Below are 21,272 nucleotides of genomic sequence, written 5' to 3'. Positions count from 1 at the left end.
CCGCACCCGGTCCCGCCGCCGAGAACTATGCAGGTCGACTGTCGGCCGGCTCCGGGGACTTTCCTGCCGTCGGCGACCATTCATCGCGCGACAGACTGAAGCGTCGATATCGCGAGGGAGAGCCGAGGAACGCTTCGGATCCGCCCAGGCCCGTCTCTCGCATTCCGAGCCCTCGGAGAATTCGCACCGAACTGACGTTCGCTTCCACGGCCTCCGCCCAGATCCGCGAGAGCCCCAGAACGGTGAAACCGTAGGCGAGGCCCGCAGCCGCTGCCTCCGATCCCAGTCCTTGACGCCATCGATGCGAAGGGCCGATGAGGAACCCGAGCTCGCGCAGCCCGACGGCATCTCCATGGAGATCGACATGCCCGACGGGCTCGTCGCTACGGACAGCAAGGAGACGCGTCAACATCGGATCCGGATTTGCAATCGCTGCACGCCACCACGGCACCGCCGCGTCGGCGGTCGATCGCTGGGTCCACCCGGAGTGAGCGCAGAACACCGGATCCGTCGCCCACGACGCCAACACCTCCGCGTCGGTGAGCACCATCGGCCGCAGCGCAAGTGTCATCCGCTCAACCTAGCGAACGGCGGACTCGCGTGGTGCCGCCTCGACGCTCGCCCTTCTCAGCGCGACTGCAGTCCGTCGAGGCTCACTCGGAGGATGTCCTCACCCAGCTCGTCGGGATCGACGGGACCACCGGGTCGATACCACTCCACGACCGAGTTGATCATGCCGAAGATCAGCCTCGTCGCGACCGCGGCATCCACGTCATCGCGGATGAGCCCCTCGGCCTGGGCCTCGGAGACGATCGCGGTGACCCTCTGGTCGAACGCGCGGCGGCGCACCAGCGCGGCCGTCTCGACGTCGCCGTTGCCGCGCACCCGCAGCAGCAGCGTCACCGAGGGCAGCTTCTCGGTGAGCACGCGCACGGCCCCGCGGATGATCGATCGCAGACGGTCGGAGGCGAGCGGATGCCGGGCGGTCGCGTCATCCACGACGGCCTCGAGAGCGTCGAGCGCGTCGTTCAGGGCGAGCTCGAGGATCGCCGACTTGGAGTCGAAGTGGTGATAGAGCGCCGATTTCGTCAGTCCCAGGGTGGCGCTGAGGTCGGCGACGCTGGTCGCGTCGTAGCCCTGCTCGTTGAACACCTTGACCGCGACGGCGAGCACCTGCTCGCGGTCGTAGCCGGGCCGGCCGCGTCGGGGGGCGGGTGCATCGGATCGGGGCTGCGACATGCGCCAAGTCTGTCATTCCCGCGGAGTTGCCATTCGCCTCCCGATCTGAGATCGTATTCCTGACCGATCGGTCTGAAATTATCGCCAGCGTGGGTGATCGAGAGGATGATGATGTCCGAGGCCTATCTCGTCGATGGCGTCCGCACCCCCGTCGGGCGCTACGGAGGGGCCCTTGCGTCCGTCCGCCCCGACGACCTCGCAGCCCTGGTGGTGGGTGAGACCGCCCGCAGGTCGGGTCTTCCCGTCGAGGAGATCGACGAGGTGATCCTCGGCGCCGCGAACCAGGCGGGCGAGGACAACCGCAACGTGGCGCGCATGGCCGTGCTGCTCGCGGGCCTTCCCGATTCGATCCCCGGCCTGACCGTCAACCGCCTCTGCGCCTCGGGGATGTCGGCCATCGCCCTCGCCGCGAATGCCGTGCGCGCAGGAGACGCCGACCTCGTCATCGCGGGCGGCGTCGAATCCATGACCCGTGCGCCCTGGGTGCAGGCGAAGCCCGACCGGGCATGGGCACGGCCCGGTGCCGCGTTCGACACCTCGATCGGCTGGCGTTTCACGAACCCCCGGCTGAGCGAGCGCGACAAGGCCACCTTCTCGATGCCGGAGACGGCGGAGGAGGTCGCGCGCGTCGATGCGATCAGTCGGGCCGATGCCGACGCTTTCGCTCTGCAGAGCCACGAGCGGGCGATCGCCGCGATCGACGCCGGGCGCTTCGCCGCCGAGATCGTCGGCGTCGAGACGGGCCGCGGATTCGTCGACACCGACGAGGGACCGCGACGCGACACCACCCTCGACGCACTCGCGCGGCTGCGTGCGGTCGTCGCCGGCGGCGAGGTCGTCACCGCAGGGAACTCCAGCTCGCTGAACGACGGATCGTCAGCGATCGTCGTGGCGAGTGCCGAAGCCGTCGAGAGCCACGGACTGCGCCCGCGTGCGCGCATCGTGGCATCGGCCACAGCCGCCCTCGCTCCCGAGATCATGGGACTGGGGCCGGTGCCTGCCACGCAGAAGGCGCTCGCCAAGGCGGGTCTGACCGTGGACGACCTCGGCGCCGTCGAGCTGAACGAGGCCTTCGCCTCGCAGTCCCTCGCCTGCATCCGCCGCCTGGGACTCGACCCCGCGATCGTCAATGCCGACGGTGGCGCCATCGCGCTCGGCCATCCGCTCGGATCCAGCGGTTCCCGACTGATCGTGACGCTTCTCGGACGACTCGAGCGCGAGAACGCCCGCTACGGACTCGCCACGATGTGCGTGGGCGTCGGGCAGGGCACCGCCATGATCGTCGAGCGCCTGACATGACTCTGCACATCGAGGAGCACGACGACCGGATCGTCGCGACGCTGGATCGCCCCGAGAAGCGCAACGCCATCGATCAGGCGACGGTCGACGCGCTGCACGGGCTGTGCGCGGTGCTCGAAGAGGCTCCGCGCACGCTGATCCTCGCGGGATCGGGCGGTGTCTTCGCTGCGGGCGCCGACATCGCACAGCTGCGCGACCGCACCGCCGACGACGCCAGGCGCGGCATCAACGCGACCGTGTTCATCCGCATCCACGAGCTGCCGATGCCCGTGGTCGCCGCGATCGACGGCTACGCCCTCGGCGGCGGGGCAGAACTCGCCTACGCCGCAGACATCCGCGTCGCCACGCCGTCCCTCCGCATCGGCAACCCCGAGACCGGACTCGGGATCATCGCGGCGGCCGGCGCGACATGGCGCCTCCCCGAGATCGTCGGCGAGGCGCGAGCCAGCGAGCTGCTGCTCACCGGGCGTGCGCTCGACGCCGAGGAGGCACTGCGCTGGGGCCTGGTCTCGTCGGTGCATCCGGCCGACGAGCTGCTCGCCGCAGCCCACGGGATCGTCGATCGCATCGCGGCGAACGACCCACTGGCGACCCGGTTCACGAAGCGGGCCCTGCGCACGCCGCGAGCGCAGCACCCGGCGATCGAACTCGAGCTGCAGGCCGAGCTGTTCGACTCGCCCGAGAAGCACCGCCGGATGACCGCATTCCTCGAGAGGAAGACCCGATGAGCGGGACCACCCGCCCGCCGAGCGAGCGCACCGACCCCACCCGCCCGCCGAGCGAGCGGACCGACCCCACCCGCCCGCTGAGCGAGCGGAGCGAGACGAAGCGCGCCCACGTCGCACCGGCACACGTCGGTGTGCTGGGCGGCGGGCGCATGGGCGCCGGCATCGCGCATGCGTTCCTGCTCGCGGGTTCGCACGTGAGCGTGGTCGAGCGGGACGCGGCGAGCGCCGAGGCCGCCCTGACGCGCATCGGCGACAGCATCCGTCGATCCGTCGAGCGCGACTCCTCTCTGGATGCGGCAGAGCTCGCCGACCGGCTCACGACCGGTACCGACATCGCGGCGTTCGCCGCGGTCGACCTCGCGGTCGAGGCGGTACCCGAGGAGCGCGCCCTCAAGAACGATGCTCTCGCCCGCGCCGAAGCCGCGATGCCCGCTCACGCGACGCTGGCGAGCAACACCTCGTCGATCTCGATCGACGACCTGGCCGCAGACCGACGGCGCCCCGAGCGCTTTCTCGGTCTGCATTTCTTCAACCCCGTGCCGGCATCGGCACTCGTCGAGATCGTGCGCGGCAGCCGGACCGAGACGGCGATCGTCGACAGCGCGACCGGATGGGTGCGCGCTCTCGGCAAGACACCGATCGTCGTGAGCGACTCGCCGGGCTTCGCCTCGTCCCGACTGGGCGTGATGCTCGGCCTCGAAGCGATCAGGATGCTCGACGAGGGAGTCGCCTCGGCGGCCGACATCGACGCGGCGATGACGCTCGGATACCGGCATCCGATGGGCCCTCTGCGCACGACCGACGTGGTCGGCCTCGATGTGCGCCTGGGGATCGCCGAGGAGTTGGAGCGCACGCTCGGCGCGCGTTTCGCTCCGCCGGATCTTCTGCGACGTCTGGTCGCCGAAGGAAAGCTGGGCCGCAAGAGCGGCGAAGGGTTCTACGCATGGAACGAGGAGAGATGACCGAGTATCTGCCGAGCTATGTCCAGGGCGAGTGGTGGACCCCGTCGACCCCTGAGCGGTCCACCGAGGTGCGGGACGCATCGACCGGCGACGTCGTCGCGCATGTCTCCACCGACGGCCTCGACCTCGCCGGGGCGCTGGAGCACGCCCGTTCGGTGGGACAGAGGAGTCTCGGCGCGCTCACCTTCCATCAGCGCGCCGTGCTGCTGAAGCAGTTCGCGCTGGCGCTCACCGAACGCAAGGAGGAGCTGTACGCACTGTCATCCCGCACGGGTGCCACGAAGAGCGACTCCTGGGTCGACATCGACGGCGGCATCGGCGTGCTGTTCTCATACTCCGGCAAAGGACGACGCGAGCTGCCGAACAGCCGCGTGCACGTCGACGGTCCGGTCGAACCGCTCTCGAAGGACGGATCCTTCCTCGGTCGTCACGTCTACACGACGCTGCCCGGCGTCGCGGTGCAGATCAATGCGTTCAACTTCCCCGTGTGGGGATCGCTCGAGAAGTTCGCTCCGGCGTTCCTCGCCGGAATGCCCACCCTGGTGAAGCCCGCCACCCCGACGGGATACCTGGCGGAGGCGATGGTGCGCATCCTCGTCGAGTCCGGACTGCTGCCCGAAGGGTCTCTCCAGCTCGTCAGCGGAAGCGTTCCCGAGCTGTTCGAGAACCTGCGGCTGGGGGACATCGTCGGATTCACCGGCAGCGCGTCGACGGCGGAGAGCCTCAAGGCCCACCCCGTCGTGCAGACCGGAGGAGTGCGCTTCACCGCGGAGACCGACTCGATCAACGCGTCGGTGCTCGGCACCGACGCCGTCGACGGCACCCCCGAGTTCGATGCCTATGTGCGCCAGCTCGTCACCGAGATGACGAGCAAGTCCGGCCAGAAGTGCACGGCGATCCGTCGCGCGATCGTGCCGACGGGCTCGGCGGATGCCGTGATCGCCGCCGTGCAGGCGCGCATCGCCGAGAAGACCGTGCTCGGCGACCCGCGCAGCGAGGGCGTCACCATGGGCCCGCTCGCCTCGATCGCGCAGCGCGACGAGGTGCTGCGACAGGTCGGCAGACTGCAGGCGGCCGGCGGCCGGATCGTCGTCGGCACGACGGACGACCCCGAGGTGCGCCTCGCCGACGGCTCGACAGGACCCTCCCCCGACGGAGCGTTCGTCGCGCCGATGCTGCTGCGCTTCGACGACGCGCAGTCCGACGCCGCGCATTCGATCGAGGCCTTCGGCCCGGTCTCGTCGCTGCTCACGTACGACACCACCGCCGACGCGGCAGCGCTCGTCGCGCGGGGCGGGGGCTCGCTCGTCACGAGCATCGCGACCCACGACCCCGTGCAGGCTGTGGAGCTGGCCGCGCGCATCGCGCCCTTCAACGGCCGGATGCTGCTTCTCGACCGCGATGACGCCCGATCGTCGACCGGTCACGGATCCCCGCTGCCGAACCTCGTGCACGGCGGTCCCGGCCGGGCCGGCGGCGGCGAGGAGCTCGGCGGCATCCGTGCGGTGCTCCACCACATGCAGCGCACCGCCGTGCAGGGATCGCCCGACATGCTCACCGCGCTGACCGGCGTGTGGCACGCGGGAGCCGCCGCGCGCAGCGACGGCCGGCATCCGTTCCGCAAGTCGCTCGCAGAGCTCCGCATCGGCGATCAGATCGTGTCCGCGTCGCGCGAGGTGACGCTCGCCGACATCGAGACCTTCGCGCACTTCACCGGCGACACGTTCTACGCGCACATGGATGAGGCGGCCGCCGCCGCCAACCCGTTCTTCCCCGGTCGGGTCGCCCACGGCTACCTGCTCGTCTCGTGGGCCGCCGGACTGTTCGTCGACCCGGAGCCCGGCCCCGTGCTCGCCAACTACGGGCTCGAGAACCTGCGGTTCATCACCCCCGTCTCCCCCGGCGACACGATCCGCGTCGAGCTCACCGCCAAGCAGATCACGCCCCGCGAGACCGACGGGTACGGCGAGGTGCGCTGGGATGCCGTGATCCGCAACCAGAGCGACGAGCTCGTCGCGACCTACGACGTCCTGACCCTCGTCGAGAAGGACGACACCGCCGAGGTCGCTGCAGCATGAGGCCCATGATGCAGCGCGATGCCGCCTCGGCGATGCTCGGCATGGTCATCGAGCTCGACGTACCGGGAGAGGCGATCGTGTCGATGACGGTGCGCGACGACATGCTCAACGGCTTCGCGATCACCCACGGTGGTCTGGTGTTCACTCTCGCCGACACCGCCTTCGCGATCGCCTGCAACGAGGATGAGCGGGTCACCGTCGCCGGTGGCGCCGACATCACCTTCCTGAAGTCGACGACCGCGGGCCAGCGCCTGACCGCACGAGCGGTGCGCCGGGTCGTGAGCGGCCGGAACGGGCTCTACGACGTCACCGTCACCGACGACTCGGGTGACGTGGTCGCCGAGGTGCGCGGTCGCTCACTGACGACGAACCGGTCGCAGACGGCGTGAGTCGGCGTGCACCCCATGATCCGCGATCGTGCGGAGAATCCCCCTGCGACGAAGGAGTCGACGATGACCGAGTACCGCACCGAGATCGAGCAGCGCAGCGAGATCGGCACCGAACCGGAGCTGCATGAACCCGAGGCGCTCGCCCGTCTGCAGCTGGAACGCCTGCAGTGGACCGTGCACCACGCGTACGAGAACGTGCCCGTGTACCGCCGCACGTTCGCCGAGCACGGTGTGCACCCCGACGACATCCGCACGCTCGACGACGTGCAGAAGCTGCCCTTCACCACCAAGGCGGACCTGCGCGAGAGCTACCCGTTCGGCATGTTCGCCGTGCCCCTGCCCGAGGTGCGGCGCGTCCATGCGTCGTCCGGCACGACGGGGCGTCCGACCGTGGTCGGCTACACCGAGGGCGACCTCGACCGCTGGGGCGACCTGGTCGCGAGGTCGCTGCACGCCGCCGGTATCCGGGCGGGGATGAAAGTCCACAACGCCTACGGCTACGGGCTCTTCACCGGAGGACTCGGGGCACACGCCGGCATCGAACGGCTCGGCGCCACGGCGATCCCCGTATCGGGAGGACAGACAGCGCGGCAGGTGCAGCTGATCACCGATTTCGAACCGGACGCGATCCTCTGCACCCCCAGCTACCTGCTCACGATCGCTGATGCGATGGAGGCGGCCGGGATCGACCCGACGACGACGTCGTTGCGGGTGGCGGTGCTCGGCGCAGAGCCCTGGACGAACGAGATGCGGCGAGAGATCGAGCGACGGTTGAACATCGACGCGGTCGACATCTACGGTCTCAGCGAGGTGATGGGCCCGGGTGTCGCGAGCGAGAGCGTACTCACGAAAGACGGCCCGCACATCTGGGAGGACCACTTCCTGCCCGAGATCATCGACGGCGACACCGGCGGGCGGCTGGCGGACGGTGAACTCGGCGAGCTGGTCTTCACCTCGCTCACCAAGGAGGCGTTCCCCGTCATCCGATACCGGACGCGGGATCTCACACGGCTTCTCCCGGGCACGACCTACCCGGCGCTCCGGCGCATGGAGAAGATCACCGGGCGCAACGACGACATGATCATCCTGCGCGGCGTGAACCTCTTCCCCACGCAGATCGAAGAACTCGTGATGGGCATCGAGACCCTGACGCCGCACTTCGTGCTCGAGCTGCATCGTGTCGGTCAGCTCGACACGATGACGGTGCGCATCGAGCGGCACCCGTCGTTGAGTGCCGAGGAGTGCGAGGCTGCCGCGGCGGTGCTCACCCACCGGATCAAGATGCATATCGGCACCAGCGTCGACGTCGAGGTGGAGGAGCCGGGCACGCTCCCCCGGAGCGAGGGCAAGTACAAGCGCGTGTACGACCTGCGCTGAGGAAGGATCGCCTCTACGCGATATCGCGTAGAGGCGATCAGCCGCGGAGCGCGAGGACGAACGGAAGCACCTCCGTGGCACCGGCCTGACGGAGCGTGCGGGCGGCGATGGTCAGAGTCCACCGACTGTCGGCCAGGTCGTCGACGAGCAGGACCGGACCCTCGGGGATGTCGAGACCCTGCGCGCTGAACCTGTTCCACAGACCGGCGAGACGGAAGACGCTGTTGCCGCCGGGCTGCCCGGTCGGTCCGCCGTTCACCGGATCGAGCGCGCCGAGATAGGAAAGGCGGCCGATCTCGGCGATCCCCCGGGCGAGCGAGTCCACGAGCAGCGGGTGCGACCGTGAGGGCATCGCGACCACCGCCACGGGGCGTTGCGCCCACCCCCACTCGGTGAGAACCCGCACGCATCCGCCGAGAACCTGCGGGGTGACGGGAGCATCGGCGGCTCCCGCCGCGAAGAGCTCCCGCAGCGTGCCACCCCAGCCGAGGTCGGTCAGACGTGCGAGGGCACGCCCCTCCCCCGCCTGCTCATCGGCGGAGATGCGTCCCTTGACGGGGACGTCGAGCCGATCGGCCCCGGTCGGCCAGGCGCGACGCGGTTCGACCGGCACGCCGACCCTGTCGAGCGAGTGCGCCGCCTGCGTGGTCGCGGACTCGCCGATCTCGCTCGGGAACCACACCCCCGCGCAGTTGTCGCACCGACCGCAGGGCGCGGCGGTGTCGTCATCGAGGGATCTCTGGAGGAACTCCATCCGGCATCCGTCGGTCTGCTCGTAGTCGATCATGTGCTGCTGCTCGGCACGACGTTCGGCCGCGATGCGTTCATAGCGCTCGGCGTCGTACGCCCACGGCTGCCCGGTCGCGATCCATCCGCCCTGCACTCGTCGCACCGCTCCGTCGACGTCGAGCACCTTGAGCAGCAGCTCGAGCGGCGTGCGGCGGATGTCGACCATCGCCTCGAGCGCCGGCGTCGAGATCGGCTGATCGCCGAGCACGCCGATCACGCGCTCCGCCCGCTCGCGGTCGGGCATCGACGCCGTCGCGAAGTAGTGCCAGATGTCGCGATCTTCGACGCCGGGCAGCAGCAGGACGTCGGCGCTCTCGCTCGCGCGGCCCGCACGACCGACCTGCTGGTAGTACGCGACCGGTGACGAGGGGGCGCCGAGGTGCAGCACGAAGCCGAGGTCGGGCTTGTCGAAGCCCATGCCGAGAGCGCTCGTCGCGACGAGAGCCTTGACCTCGTTGCGCTTCAGCATCGCCTCGGATTCCGCGCGCTCGTCGGTGTCGGTCTGGCCCGTGTAGGCGCGCACCTCGTGCCCGTGCTCGCGCAGCAGCCGCGCGGTGTCGACGGCCGCGGCGACCGTCAGCGTGTAGATGATGCCCGAGCCTGGCAGATCGTCGATGTGGCTCAGCAGCCAGGCGAGGCGGCTCGCCGAATCGCGCAGGCGCAGCACCCCGAGACGCAGCGAGGTGCGGGCCAGCGGGCCTCTGATCGTGAGCACCTCGGGGCCATCGCCGGATTCCTGCCCTGCGCCCGTGCCGAGCTGCTCGGCGACATCGGCGACGACCCGGCTGTTGGCCGTGGCCGTCGTCGCGAGAACGGGCACCGCGACGGGCATCTGCTCGATCAGATCGCGCAGTCGCCGATAGTCGGGGCGGAAGTCATGCCCCCAATCGCTGATGCAGTGCGCCTCATCGACGACCAGCATGCCGATCCGCCGCACGAGAGCGGGCAGCTGCTGCTCACGGAACGCCGGGTTGTTGAGTCGCTCGGGCGACACCAGCAGCACGTCGACCTCGTCGCGGTCGAGCTGCTGCATCGCCTCGGACCACTCGTGCGCATTGGTCGAGTTGATCGCGACCGCGCGCACCCCCGCCCGCTCGGCCGCAGCGATCTGGTCGCGCATCAGAGCGAGCAGCGGCGAGACGAGCACGGTCGGCCCCGCACCCTGACGCCGCAGCAGCAGCGTCGCGACGAAGTACACCGCAGACTTTCCCCACCCGGTGCGCTGCACCACGAGAGCACGACGCCGGCCCTCGACGAGCGCCTCGATCGCCTCGTACTGACCATCGTGGAAGTCGGCGTCGGGGCGGCCGACGAGCTCGCGCAGCGCGCCGAGAGCGGCGCCGCGGGTGTCGACGGGTGCGGAGGAAGTCATGCCTCCACTCTGCCCGACCCCACCGACACCCCGGCCCCTCCGTCCACAGCCCTGTCCGCGCCCGGCCCCGGCTGCGTCGTCTAGCGTGGAGAGATGATCACCCGAGAACTGGCCGTATCCCTGCGCGACGCCGGTCTCGTGTGGCACCCCGAAGAGGGCGATCGCTTTCAGCTCGACCTCCCGGACGACGTGGAACTCGAAGCCGAGGCCGACGTGTTCACGGTCAGCGGGATGACGATCGAGGCCCGCCAGACGCCCAGCGGAACCGACCTCGCGTTCAACGGCACGACGGAGTGGGCCCTCGACGCGGTCACCCTGGCGGACGCCGTCTGGCTGCCGCGGGAGGACCAGCTGCGCGAACTCCTGCGCGGCACGTTCCGCTCGCTGACGCGCCTCTCCGATGCCTTCGTCGTCGAGGTCGAGATCGCGGGCTCGACCCTGCGATTCGAGCATCCGGACCCGTCCGAGGCCTACGGCCGCGCGCTCCTCGACCTCATCTCGCGCTCCCGCTGAGCGCCCCGCCTTGCGTACCGACGACCGTCGTGTCAGAATTACCTAACGACCGGTCAGTAAAGCAGGTCGCTACCGAGGAGTCGATGATGACAAGCCCCGCAGATCTCTCCCTCATCAGAGGCGAGTCCGCCGACGACCGGCTCTCCGATGAGGAGCGCCTGTTCGACGATCTCATCGCGAACGAGCAGCGGATCGAACCCCGCGACTGGATGCCCGAGGCGTACCGCAAGACGCTGATCCGACAGATCTCGCAGCACGCGCACTCCGAGATCATCGGCATGCAGCCGGAGGGCAACTGGATCACCCGCGCCCCGAGCCTCAAGCGCAAGGCGATCCTGATGGCCAAGGTGCAGGACGAAGCCGGCCACGGGCTCTACCTCTACTCCGCCGCACAGACTCTCGGCATCACCCGCGACGAGATGATGGACCAGCTCATCAGCGGCAAGGCCAAGTACTCGTCGATCTTCAACTACCCCACCCCGACGTGGGCCGACATGGGCGCGATCGGATGGCTCGTCGACGGCGCGGCGATCGTGAACCAGGTGCCGCTGTGCCGCGCCTCGTACGGCCCGTACGGCCGCGCGATGGTGCGCGTCTGCAAGGAGGAGTCGTTCCACCAGCGCCAGGGGTTCGAGATCCTGCTCTCGCTCATGCAGGGCACCGACGAGCAGAAGCAGATGGCACAGGATGCCGTGAACCGCTGGTACTGGCCGAGTCTGGCGATGTTCGGCCCGCCGGATGACCAGTCCCCGAACTCCGCGCAGTCCATGAAGTGGAAGATCAAGCGCTTCACCAACGACGAGCTGCGCCAGCGCTTCGTCGGGATGCTCGTGCCGCAGGCCGAGATCCTCGGCGTCACCCTGCCCGATCCCGACCTGCGCCTCGACGAGGAGACCGGGCAGTACGTGATCGGCGAGATCGACTGGGACGAGTTCTTCGAGGTGCTCCGCGGCAACGGGCCCTGCAACGCCGAGCGTCTCGAGCGCCGCCGCACGGCGCACGAAGAGGGCGCGTGGGTGCGCGAGGCCGCCGCCGAATACGCCCGCAAGCAGGCCCTTCGCAGGGCTCAGACACCGGTCGGAGACGTGGCGTGATGGCGACGCCCGGAGCAGACGAGCGCGAGCCCTGGCCCCTCTGGGAGGTCTTCGTGCGCGCGAACCGCGGCCTGAGCCACGTGCATGTCGGATCGCTGCATGCCCCGGATGCCGACCTGGCGATCCGCAACGCCCGCGACCTCTACACCCGTCGCGGCGAGGGCGTCTCGATCTGGGCCGTTCCGGCCGAGGCGATCACGACGAGCGACCCCGATGCCAAGGGCGCGTACTTCGAGAGCCCCGCGGGCAAGAACTACCGGCACGCCGTGTACTACACGGCGTCCGAGGGGGTGCCGCACCTGTGACCCTTCGACAGGCTCAGGGGCCCATCGAGGATGCGGGCCTGCACGGCGACGTCTCGGTCGACGAACTGCGACTGAGCGACGAGCTCACCGGAACCGGGGCCGCCGCCGCATCCGCCGACATCGCCGAGTACGCGCTGTGGCTCGGCGATGACGCGCTCATCCTCTCGCAGCAGCTCGGCGAGTGGATCGCCCGCGCCCCCGAGCTCGAGGAGGACGTCGCCCTCGGCAACATCGCGCTCGATCTGCTGGGCCACGCCCGCTCCTTCCTGCACTTCGCCGGCTCCTACGACGGACGCTCCGAAGACGATCTCGCCTACCTGCGTGACGAGCCGGAGTTCCGCAGCGCCTGGATCGTCGAGCAGCCCAACGGCGACTTCGCGCAGACGATCGCGCGCCAGTTCGTCGCGTCGACCTACATGTTCGAGCTCTACGCGGCTCTGCGGGCGAGCACCGATCGGACGTTCGCGGCGATCGCCGAGAAGTCGCTCAAAGAGGTCGACTACCACAGAGACCACGCCGTGCAGTGGGTGCTGCGTCTGGCCGGCGGCACAGACGAATCGAGGCGGCGGATCATCCGCGCGCTCGGCGATGTCTGGCCGTACGTCGACGAGCTCTTCCGCGACGAACCCCTGATCGAACGCCTCGGCGACGTCGCCGTGCGGCCCTCGACGCTCCGCCCCGGTTTCGACGCGGCCGTCGACACGGTCTTCGCGGATGCGGAGCTGACGACGCCCGCCGTCGCCGCATCCTCGGCGGGTGGGCGGCGCGGCCACCACGCGACGCCGCTCGGACATCTGCTCGCCGAGATGCAGGTGCTCGCGCGACGGCACCCGGGAGCATCATGGTGACCGGCACTGTGCAGACCGAGTCCCACGCCGCTGCCTGGCGGATCGCCGCGTCCGTGGCCGATCCGGAGGTGCCGGTGCTCACGATCGAGGACCTCGGCGTGCTGCGGGCGGTCATGCTGCGGGGCGACACCGTCGTGGTGGACATCACCCCGACCTACAGCGGATGCCCCGCGATGGACACGATCCGCGACGACGTCATCCTCGCCCTGACCGCGGCCGGCTACGAGAACGTCGAGGTGCGCCTCGTCCTCTCCCCCGCCTGGACGACGGACTGGATGTCGGAGGCCGGCAAGCGCAAGCTGTCGCAGTACGGCATCGCTCCCCCGAGCGGACGGGCGGCGATCTCCTCCGGCCCGATCCGGCTGGCGATCAGCGTGCGATGCCCGCGCTGCGGCTCGCTGGACACCCGCGAGGTGTCGCGCTTCGGATCCACCTCCTGCAAGGCGCTGTTCGAATGCCGCGCCTGTCTCGAGCCCTTCGACCATTTCAAGGTGCACTGATGTCGCTGTTCGCTCCGTCCGGTGCGGTGGCACCCGCATCCGTCCCGCCTCGCGCCGCAACGACGACGAGGAAGCGGGCCCGTTTCCACACGCTGTCCGTCGAGGAGGTGCGCCCGCTCACCGACGACGCGGTCGAGGTCACCTTCACCGTCCCAGCCGAGCTGGCCGACGAATACGATCACCTGCCCGGCCAGTACGTGGCGCTGCGCACCACCCTCGAGGGCGCCGAGGTGCGCAGGTCCTATTCGCTGTGCCGCGCGCCCGAGCACCGCACGGCGGAGCAGATCGCCGCGGGCGTGCCGACGCGCCTCAGCGTCGCGGTGAAGCGCGACGAGGGCGGGCTGTTCTCCACCTGGGCGCAGACGGGATTGCATCCGGGGTTCGAGATCGACGTGATGAGCCCGCAGGGCACCTTCACCTCCGGCCTCGACGACCTCGATCAGCGCCATGTCGTCGGCATCGCCGCAGGCTCGGGCATCACGCCGCTGATGGCGCTCGCGCACACCGTGCTGACCCGCTCGGAGACATCGCGCTTCACGCTGCTGTACACGAATCGCTCGACGCTCGACGTGATGTTCCTCGAAGACCTGGCCGACCTGAAGGACCGCTACCCGACACGGCTGACCCTGCACCACGTGCTCTCGCGCGAGCAGCGCACCGCGCCGGTGCTGTCCGGACGCATCGACGAGGAGAAGCTGCGCACGATACTGCGCGTGCTGATCGACCCGACCGATGTCGACGAATGGTTCCTCTGCGGCCCGCTCTCGCTCGTCGACCTGTGCCGCGAGGTGTTCGCCGATGTGGGCGTGCCGCGCGAGCACATCCGTTTCGAGCTCTTCACGACGGGCGATGAGCCGGTGCGTGCGGCGCGACCGGTCGAGGTGCGCGCCGGCGAGAGGACGATTCGCATCGAGGTGACCCTCGACGGCGTCTCGTCGACCGTGCAGAGCCCGGTCGACGCTCACGAGTCCGTGCTCAACGCGGCACTGCGCGTGCGCCCCGACGCGCCGTTCGCCTGCGCCGGAGGCGTCTGCGGCACGTGCCGCGCGCGGGTCGTCGAGGGCAGTGTGACGATGACCGAGAACTACGCGCTCGAGCCGGACGAGATCGAACGCGGCTACGTGCTGACCTGCCAGTCGCACCCGACGAGCGACCGCATCGTCGTCGACTACGACGTATGAGGAGCATCCGATGATCGATCTCACCATCGCGGACGACACGGCCACCGTCGTGCTGAACGCTCCCGCGAAGCTGAACGCGCTCGACGAGCAGGCGATCCGCGACCTCGGGCATGCGTACGACGAGGCGGAGGCCGCGGGCGTGCGCGCTCTGGTCCTGCGCGGCGAAGGCAGGGCGTTCTGCGCCGGCCGGGACATCTCTCAGGTCGACCCGCGCGACGACGACGTGATCGGCTACCTCGGAGGGCTCGTCACGCCCCTGCTGCAGAAGATGTCGCGCTTTCCCGCGCCGACCTTCGCTGTCGCGCACGGCGCCTGCCTCGGCGTCGGGCTCGGGCTGCTGATCGCCACCGACGTCGTCTACGTCGCGGAGTCGGCGAAGATCGGGTCGCCCTTCGCCGCCCTGGGCGCCACGCTGGACTCGGGAGGGCACGCGCTCTTCGTCGAGCGACTCGGCGCGCACCGGACCCTCGACCTCATCTACACCGGGCGGCTGATGAGCGGCGCGGAGGCGGTGACGGCCGGACTCTTCTCGCGGGTCGTGCCCGACGACGAGGTCGTCGACACCACCGCCCTCGCCGCGACGACGGCTGCGCGCGGTGCCACGGCCGCGTTCCTCGCCAGCAAGCGGCTCGTCGCGCGGATCCGCGACGAGCGCCTGGCGCTGTGGGATTCGATCGATGCCGAGAACACGGCGCAGGCTGCGCTCTGCGACACGGAAGACTACCGCGAGGGGTTCGCCGCGTTCCAGGAGAAGCGCATCCCGGTGTTCAAGGGCCGCTGAGACGCGGGCGGGACCTCGGCCGCCTAGCGCCTGGGTGCCCGCGACGGCAAGGGCGTCGGTGATGTCGGATGCCGGTGCGAGACTGCATCCATGATGCTCTCGGAGCTCGTCTCCACCGCCGAAGCCGTCGCCGCGACGTCGTCACGACTCGCGAAGATCGACGCACTGTCGCAGCTGCTCGCCCATGCCGACGCCGACGAACTGCCGGCACTCACCGGACTCCTGCTCGCCGCACCCCGTCAGGGGCGTCTGGGCGTCGGGTGGCGGGGCATGTCCGCTCTCGACGTCACGAACGCCGCGGACGCGACGCTGACGATCACCGACGTCGACGACGCTCTCGACACTCTGGCCCACACGTCCGGTTCAGGGTCGACCGCGGCCCGAAGCGCCGCACTGACAGCTCTCGCCGCACGAGCGACGGCCCCCGAATGGGATTTCCTGAGTCGGTCGATGCGGGGCGAGCTGCGCACCGGCGCGCTCGGCGGAGTGCTGCTCGACGCGATCGCCAAGGCCTCGGAGCGACCCGCCGCATCCGTGCGTCGCGCCGCGATGCTGTCGGGCGACCTCGGCGTCACCGCACGGCTCGCGCTCAGCGGCACGGCCGCCGAGCTCGATGCGGTGGGCCTCGAGGTCGGCCGCCCGGTGCTGCCGATGCTCGCCTCGACCGCCGCGACGCCGACGGCGGCGCTGGAGGTCACCGGCAGGGCATCGGTCGAGTACAAGCTCGACGGCGCCCGCATCCAGGTGCACCGGCACGGCGACGAGGTCGGCGTCTATACCCGCAGCCTCGCCGACATCACCCACCGCGTGCCCGAGATCGTCGAGATCGTGCGGGCTCTGCCCGCTCACGACCTGATCCTCGACGGGGAGACCCTGTCGCTCGACGAAGACGGAGGCCCGCGGCCGTTCCAGGAGACCATGTCGCGGTTCGGGGCCGACGTCGCGCGCGAGCTCGTGCTGCGACCGTGGTTCTTCGACATCCTGCACGTCGACGGACGCGACCTCCTCGACGAGCCGCTGTCGACGCGGCTGCACGAACTCGAACGGGTCGTCGGCGAGTGGCGCATGCCCGGCATCGTCACCGACGATCCCGACGCCGCAGAGCAGCTCTCCCGCGAGGCTCTGACCGCCGGGCATGAGGGCGTGGTGGTCAAAGGGCTCGATGCACCGTACGCCGCGGGGCGTCGTGGTAGATCCTGGGTCAAGGTCAAACCGGTACTGACCTACGACCTCGTCGTGCTGGCGGCCGAATGGGGTTCGGGCCGCCGGAGCGGGTGGCTGTCGAATCTGCATCTGGGCGCCCTCGACCCGACGGGAGAGTTCGGAGAACCCGGCGAGTTCGTGATGGTGGGCAAGACGTTCAAGGGGCTGACCGACGAGCTGCTGCGCTGGCAGACCGAGCAGTTCCCGCCGCTCGAGACGAGACGGACCCAGAGCACGGTGTTCCTGCGACCGGAGTTCGTGGTCGAGATCGCGATCGACGGCGTACAGCGCTCGCCGCGCTACCCCGGCGGCATCGCGCTGCGCTTCGCCCGGGTCAAGGGCTATCGACCCGACAAGACCCCGGCAGAGTCAGACACGATCCAGACGCTGCGCGCATTGATGCGCGGCTGAGACGTCCGCGGATGCCGCTGACGGGCAGAGCCGTCGAACCGGGTGCGTCAGGCGAAACGGGGACGTCAGGCGAAAGGGGGACGTCAGGCGGAAGGGGGACGTCAGGCGGAAGGGGTGAGTCCGAGGTCTTCTTCACGCACCGTGCCCTGGAACGACCACGGGAAGTCGATCCACAGGTCGGTGTCCTTCCAGGCGTAATCGGGCTGGATGATCGTCGACGGCTTCGTGTAGATCGTCACCGAGCGGACATCGGCGCCCTTGTCGGTCAGCAGCTGCACGGCCAGGGCGAGTGTGCGCCCCGAGTCGGCGACATCGTCGACGAGCAGCACGCGTCGGCCGTCGAGATACGCCATGTCGAGTTCGGGCGGCAGCACCTCGGGGGCATCGAGCACGGTGCCGATGCCGGTGTAGAACTCGACGTTGATCGCGCCGCAGTTCTTCGCACCGAGGCCGTACGCGATCGCCCCGGCGGGGAGCAGCCCGCCGCGCGCGATCGCGACGACCACCTCGGGCGCGAAGCCGCTGTCGAGGATGCGTCGCGCGAGGTCTCGCGTCGCGGTTCCGAAGCCGTCCCAGGTGAGCGTCTCGCGCTCGATCGAAGCATCCGTCATCGTCTCATTCTTCCCCACCGGCCGGGCGCTCGCGTTCACCCGAGCCTGGTGACCTCGACCGACACGAACAGCTCGGATCCGCTGGATCCCGCGTACACGCCGCGCAGCGGAGCGACATCGGCGTAATCGCGGCCATGACCGACGTAGACGTGCGATTCTCCGACCTCGACCAGATTCGTCGGGTCGTACCCGCGCCACTCGCCCGAGTACCACTCCACCCACGCGTGGGACTCCCCTGTGACCGGCTCGCCTATCGCCGCGGTCGGGTCGGGGTGCAGGTATCCCGACACGTAACGCGCGGGGATGCCGGCAGCACGCAGCACTCCGAGAGCGACGTGGGCGATGTCCTGGCAGACGCCCGACCGCGCAGGCCACGCATCGCGTGCGGTCGAGCTCACTCCCGTGACTCCGCTGCGGTACTCCATCGCCTCGCCGACCGTGCGGCAGATCTCGAGGGCGGTCTCATCGACCCCGCCGCCCTCGGCTTCGATGCGCAGCGCCAGCTCGTGCATCTCGTCATCGGGAGCGGTCGCCGGCGTCTGCATCACGCACTCCGCGAGACCCAGGGACTGCGGGATCCGCAGCGCGAGTTCTTCCCAGTCGATGCCGGGAGCGACAGGCAGGGCCGGACGCACATCGACCACGCTCGTCGCCGTGACCGAGAGCATCTGGTGCGGGGTCAGCACCTCGAACGTCGAGACCCGGGTGTCCCAGTAGTCGGTGTACGAATGCTGGGTGGCGGTGGGTGAGATGTCGAGCGTGGCCTGCAGCACGAACTGCCCGTCGCGCGAGTGCGGCAGCATCCTCGCCTCGTTGTACGACGCCGTCGCCGGCTGTCCGTAGCGGAATCCGGTACGGTGCACGATCCTCAGTCGGCTCACAGCGCCTCTCCGATCCACACCGGCATCGCGATCGAGGGGAAATACCGCTCCCTGATCGCGTCACTCGCCACGGACATGCCCACCTGGACCTCCTCCATGCTCTCCGACAGCCGGTGCACGGTGTCGCCGATCGGCCGGTACTCCAGCTCCGATCGCAGGCGCCCGAGCACGCGGTGCGCGCGGTCGGGGGTGCCGAAGGCTCCGGACGGGTCGATGCCGCGCAGACAGTCCTCCGCTTGCAGGATGCTGGAGAGCACCGACCGCGGGAACAGCCGATCGACGAGCAGGAACTCCACCGCCGATGCCCCGGTCGGTACCGCGCGGTGGCTGCGCAGGTGCGCCTCGTACGCCCCGCAGCTGCGCAGCAGCGTCGTCCAGCTCGGCCCCCCGGCCTCGGTCAGCGACCGCGTGGCGAGCAGACGCGCTGTCATGTCCGCCCGCTCGATCGAGCGGCCGAGCACGAAGAAATGCCATGCCTCGTCGCGGCTCATCGACGAATCCACGACCCCGAAGGCGAGCGCCGATCGATCTCGCACCCACCGGAAGAACGGGTGCGTCTTGTCAGAGGCGATCCGGCGCGGCATCCGCGCATTCGACTCGTTGAGGGTCTCCCACAGGTCGGTCGAGATGATCTCCCTCGCACGCCGCGCGTTCTCACGCGCGGAGGCGATCGAATGGGCGATCGACGCGGAGTGCTCGCGGTCGAGGGCCAGCAGCCGCACCACGTCATCGCGACTGAGCACCGCCTGGGGATCCGCGGTCGTGCCCATCACGGAGAGGAGCGCTCGACACGCGGTGTCCTCCTCGACCCACGGATCCTCGAGGAGCAGCTGCAGATGCACGTCGAGAATGCGCGCGGTCCCGTCGGCGCGCTCCACGTAACGACCGATCCAGAACAGCGCCTCGGCGATGCGGCTCAGCATGCCGCACCACCCTGCTGCTGTTGCTGTTGCTGTTGCTGCTGCTGCTGCTGCTGGTGATGGCGCAGCTCGAGGTCCTCGTCCTGCGGCGACGAGAGGAAGGGCGGACTCGCCTCTTCGCGAGGTGAGGCGACGATCGGGATCGCGCCGGTGGCGAGCGACACCTCCGCCGCCGCGGGGTCGGGCTCCCCCGGCACGGTCGCCGTCTGCCCGGTGAAGAGAGACGGATCGAGCACCCACGTGTCCTTCGATCCCCCGCCCTGACTGGAGTTCACCACCAGCTGGCCCTCCGGAAGGGCGACGCGGGTGAGGCCGCCCGGCAGCACCCAGATGTCCTGCCCGTCGTTCACCGCGAACGGTCGAAGGTCGACGTGTCGTGGCCGGAAGCCGTCTTCGACCAGGGTGGGGATCGTCGACAGCTGCACCACCGGCTGCGCGATCCAGCCGCGCGGATCCGCCAGCAGCGTCTTCTTCAGCTCCTCCAGCGTCTCCCGTGACGCGTCGGGTCCCACGACCAGCCCCTTGCCGCCCGACCCGTCGACCGGCTTCACCACCAGCTCGTCGAGCCTGTCGAGCACCTCCTCGAGCGCATCCGGCTCTTCGAGCCTCCAGGTGTCGACGTTCGGCAGCACCGGCTCCTCCCCCAGGTAGTACCGGATCAGGTCGGGCACATAGGTGTACACGAGCTTGTCGTCGGCGACGCCGTTGCCCACCGCGTTCGCGAGGGTGACGGTGCCGAGCCGCGCGGCGAGCATCAGCCCGGGCGCTCCGAGCACCGAATCGGGGCGGAACTGCTGGGGATCCAGGAACTCGTCGTCGACCCTGCGGTAGATGACGTCGACGCGGGTGGGCCCCGCGGTCGTGTGCATCCACACGCGTCCGCCCGAGCAGAACAGATCGCGACCTTCGACGAGCTCGATGCCCATCATGCGGGCCAGCAGCGTGTGCTCGTAGTACGCAGAGTTGTGCACGCCGGGCGTCAGCACCACGACCGTCGGGTCGTCGACTCCGATCGGCGCGGCCGCCCGCAGCGCCTGGAGCAGGCGGCCGGGATAGTCGACGACCGGTCGCACCCGCAGGCTCGTGAACAATTCGGGCAGGGTCTGCGCCATCACCCGGCGATTGGCGAGCACGTAGCTCACTCCGCTGGGGACGCGCACGTTGTCCTCGAGCACTCGCCACGAGCCGGCCTCATCGCGGATCACGTCGATCCCGGCGACATGGATGCGCACGCCGTTGGCACCGACGATCCCCGCCGCCTGACGGTGGAAGTGCGACGAGGAGCTGATCAGCGATGCCGGGATGACGCCGTCCTGCACCGCGAGCTGCGGGCCGTACACATCGGCGAGGAACGCCTCCAGCGCCCGCACCCGCTGAGTCACCCCGGACTCGACGTAGCGCCAGTCATCCGCGGCGATCACCCGCGGCACGACGTCGAGAGGGAACGGACGCTCCTCCCCCGCGAAGTCGAAGGTGACGCCCTGCGCGAGATACGAGCTGGCGAGGGCATCCGTGCGCGCCCGCAGCTCCGCATCGTCCATACCGGCGAGGGCGGGATACATGTCCTGATACGGCGCCCGCACGTCCGCGCCGTCCGGCCGGGCCTCCGCCGCGAACATCTCGTCCCAGGGCGAGGCCCCCGGCCGCCGGGGCGATCGGCGCGTCGTGTATCCGTCGAACAGCGATTCCATGACCGCATGTTTCCCTGTCGCCGTTTCGGCGGTGTTACGCGCAGGAGACGGCGCCGCGACGACCGGCGGCGGGCCGCGCGGTAGGATCTATCCGTCCGGC

Annotated in this window: 21 protein-coding genes; 14 read left to right on the top strand and 7 right to left on the bottom strand. The window is 69.8% G+C overall.

Features of this window, described 5'->3' with window-relative positions; all coding sequences use genetic code 11:
• Positions 1-25: 25 nt before the first annotated feature.
• Together DXT68_RS04970 and DXT68_RS04965 are read right to left on the bottom strand one after the other, a co-directional pair.
• Positions 26-571 carry a GNAT family N-acetyltransferase gene (locus DXT68_RS04970; protein ID WP_082068756.1) on the bottom strand — a complete coding sequence of 182 codons (546 nt, stop codon included), beginning with the start codon at positions 569-571 and terminating at the stop codon, positions 26-28.
• A gap of 56 nt (positions 572-627) precedes the next feature.
• Positions 628-1,239, bottom strand: a complete 612-nt coding sequence (locus DXT68_RS04965) for a TetR/AcrR family transcriptional regulator (protein ID WP_045252570.1) — start codon at positions 1,237-1,239, stop codon at positions 628-630.
• A 111-nt stretch (positions 1,240-1,350) separates the two neighbouring features.
• On the opposite strand from DXT68_RS04965, the gene DXT68_RS04960 reads away from it, so the two are divergent.
• The 6 genes from DXT68_RS04960 to paaK all read left to right on the top strand — a co-directional run bounded on the left by DXT68_RS04960 (position 1,351) and on the right by paaK (position 8,072).
• On the top strand, positions 1,351-2,538 hold the full coding sequence (locus DXT68_RS04960) for a thiolase family protein (protein ID WP_045252582.1): 1,188 nt from the start codon (positions 1,351-1,353) through the stop codon (positions 2,536-2,538).
• Positions 2,535-3,266, top strand: coding sequence for an enoyl-CoA hydratase/isomerase family protein (locus DXT68_RS04955; RefSeq protein ID WP_045252569.1), 732 nt, complete (start codon positions 2,535-2,537; stop codon positions 3,264-3,266). The genes DXT68_RS04960 and DXT68_RS04955 overlap by 4 nt, the downstream gene beginning before the upstream one ends.
• A 149-nt stretch (positions 3,267-3,415) precedes the next feature.
• Positions 3,416-4,228 (top strand): 3-hydroxyacyl-CoA dehydrogenase family protein, encoded by an 813-nt coding sequence (locus tag DXT68_RS04950; RefSeq protein ID WP_045253168.1) that lies wholly within the window; start codon positions 3,416-3,418, stop codon positions 4,226-4,228.
• A complete protein-coding gene (gene paaZ, locus DXT68_RS04945; protein WP_045253114.1) occupies positions 4,225-6,306 on the top strand; it encodes a phenylacetic acid degradation bifunctional protein PaaZ in 2,082 nt (693 codons plus the stop codon). The genes DXT68_RS04950 and paaZ overlap by 4 nt, the downstream gene beginning before the upstream one ends.
• A 5-nt stretch (positions 6,307-6,311) precedes the next feature.
• Complete coding sequence (paaI, locus tag DXT68_RS04940) at positions 6,312-6,695, top strand: hydroxyphenylacetyl-CoA thioesterase PaaI (protein ID WP_052677630.1); 384 nt, start codon at positions 6,312-6,314, stop codon at positions 6,693-6,695.
• Between the two features lie 63 nt (positions 6,696-6,758).
• A complete protein-coding gene (gene paaK, locus DXT68_RS04935) occupies positions 6,759-8,072 on the top strand; it encodes a phenylacetate--CoA ligase PaaK (RefSeq protein WP_045253169.1) in 1,314 nt (437 codons plus the stop codon).
• A 37-nt stretch (positions 8,073-8,109) separates the two neighbouring features.
• Here paaK and DXT68_RS04930 read toward each other — a convergent pair whose 3' ends face one another.
• Complete coding sequence (locus DXT68_RS04930) at positions 8,110-10,233, bottom strand: RecQ family ATP-dependent DNA helicase (RefSeq protein ID WP_045253116.1); 2,124 nt, start codon at positions 10,231-10,233, stop codon at positions 8,110-8,112.
• A gap of 93 nt (positions 10,234-10,326) precedes the next feature.
• Between DXT68_RS04930 and DXT68_RS04925 the strand changes: the two genes are divergently transcribed.
• From DXT68_RS04925 to DXT68_RS04890, 8 genes are all read left to right on the top strand, one after another.
• Complete coding sequence (locus DXT68_RS04925; RefSeq protein ID WP_045253117.1) at positions 10,327-10,746, top strand: hypothetical protein; 420 nt, start codon at positions 10,327-10,329, stop codon at positions 10,744-10,746.
• A gap of 83 nt (positions 10,747-10,829) precedes the next feature.
• On the top strand, positions 10,830-11,840 hold the full coding sequence (paaA, locus tag DXT68_RS04920) for a 1,2-phenylacetyl-CoA epoxidase subunit PaaA (protein ID WP_373372453.1): 1,011 nt from the start codon (positions 10,830-10,832) through the stop codon (positions 11,838-11,840).
• Positions 11,840-12,145: a 1,2-phenylacetyl-CoA epoxidase subunit PaaB gene (gene paaB, locus DXT68_RS04915; protein WP_045253118.1), complete on the top strand. Its 306-nt coding sequence runs from the start codon at positions 11,840-11,842 to the stop codon at positions 12,143-12,145. Before paaA ends, paaB begins: the two co-directional genes overlap by 1 nt.
• Positions 12,142-12,993 (top strand): 1,2-phenylacetyl-CoA epoxidase subunit PaaC, encoded by an 852-nt coding sequence (paaC, locus tag DXT68_RS04910; protein WP_045253119.1) that lies wholly within the window; start codon positions 12,142-12,144, stop codon positions 12,991-12,993. The genes paaB and paaC overlap by 4 nt, the downstream gene beginning before the upstream one ends.
• Positions 12,987-13,493, top strand: a complete 507-nt coding sequence (gene paaD, locus DXT68_RS04905) for a 1,2-phenylacetyl-CoA epoxidase subunit PaaD (protein ID WP_045253120.1) — start codon at positions 12,987-12,989, stop codon at positions 13,491-13,493. Before paaC ends, paaD begins: the two co-directional genes overlap by 7 nt.
• On the top strand, positions 13,493-14,674 hold the full coding sequence (gene paaE, locus DXT68_RS04900; protein WP_045253121.1) for a 1,2-phenylacetyl-CoA epoxidase subunit PaaE: 1,182 nt from the start codon (positions 13,493-13,495) through the stop codon (positions 14,672-14,674). The genes paaD and paaE overlap by 1 nt, the downstream gene beginning before the upstream one ends.
• 10 nt (positions 14,675-14,684) lie before the next feature.
• Entirely contained in the window at positions 14,685-15,455 is a 771-nt protein-coding gene (locus DXT68_RS04895; RefSeq protein WP_045253122.1) for an enoyl-CoA hydratase/isomerase family protein, read from the top strand.
• A gap of 90 nt (positions 15,456-15,545) precedes the next feature.
• On the top strand, positions 15,546-17,069 hold the full coding sequence (locus tag DXT68_RS04890) for an ATP-dependent DNA ligase (protein WP_045253123.1): 1,524 nt from the start codon (positions 15,546-15,548) through the stop codon (positions 17,067-17,069).
• Positions 17,070-17,170: 101 nt separating this feature from the next.
• Here the strand turns inward: DXT68_RS04890 and DXT68_RS04885 are convergent, their stop codons facing one another.
• The 4 genes from DXT68_RS04885 to DXT68_RS04870 are packed head-to-tail and all read right to left on the bottom strand — an operon-like array spanning position 17,171 to position 21,172.
• Positions 17,171-17,680: a phosphoribosyltransferase gene (locus DXT68_RS04885; protein ID WP_045253124.1), complete on the bottom strand. Its 510-nt coding sequence runs from the start codon at positions 17,678-17,680 to the stop codon at positions 17,171-17,173.
• 35 nt (positions 17,681-17,715) lie between these two features.
• A complete protein-coding gene (locus DXT68_RS04880; RefSeq protein ID WP_045253125.1) occupies positions 17,716-18,561 on the bottom strand; it encodes a transglutaminase family protein in 846 nt (281 codons plus the stop codon).
• On the bottom strand, positions 18,558-19,484 hold the full coding sequence (locus DXT68_RS04875; RefSeq protein ID WP_045253126.1) for an alpha-E domain-containing protein: 927 nt from the start codon (positions 19,482-19,484) through the stop codon (positions 18,558-18,560). The genes DXT68_RS04880 and DXT68_RS04875 overlap by 4 nt, the downstream gene beginning before the upstream one ends.
• Positions 19,478-21,172 carry a circularly permuted type 2 ATP-grasp protein gene (locus DXT68_RS04870; protein ID WP_045253127.1) on the bottom strand — a complete coding sequence of 565 codons (1,695 nt, stop codon included), beginning with the start codon at positions 21,170-21,172 and terminating at the stop codon, positions 19,478-19,480. Before DXT68_RS04870 ends, DXT68_RS04875 begins: the two co-directional genes overlap by 7 nt.
• Positions 21,173-21,272: the final 100 nt, after the last annotated feature.

Source organism: Microbacterium foliorum (assembly GCF_003367705.1).
Taxonomy (GTDB): Bacteria; Actinomycetota; Actinomycetes; order Actinomycetales; family Microbacteriaceae; genus Microbacterium; species Microbacterium foliorum.
The sequence above is the reverse complement of the archived record's forward strand: the minus strand, read 5'-3'. Positions and strand labels throughout refer to the sequence as shown.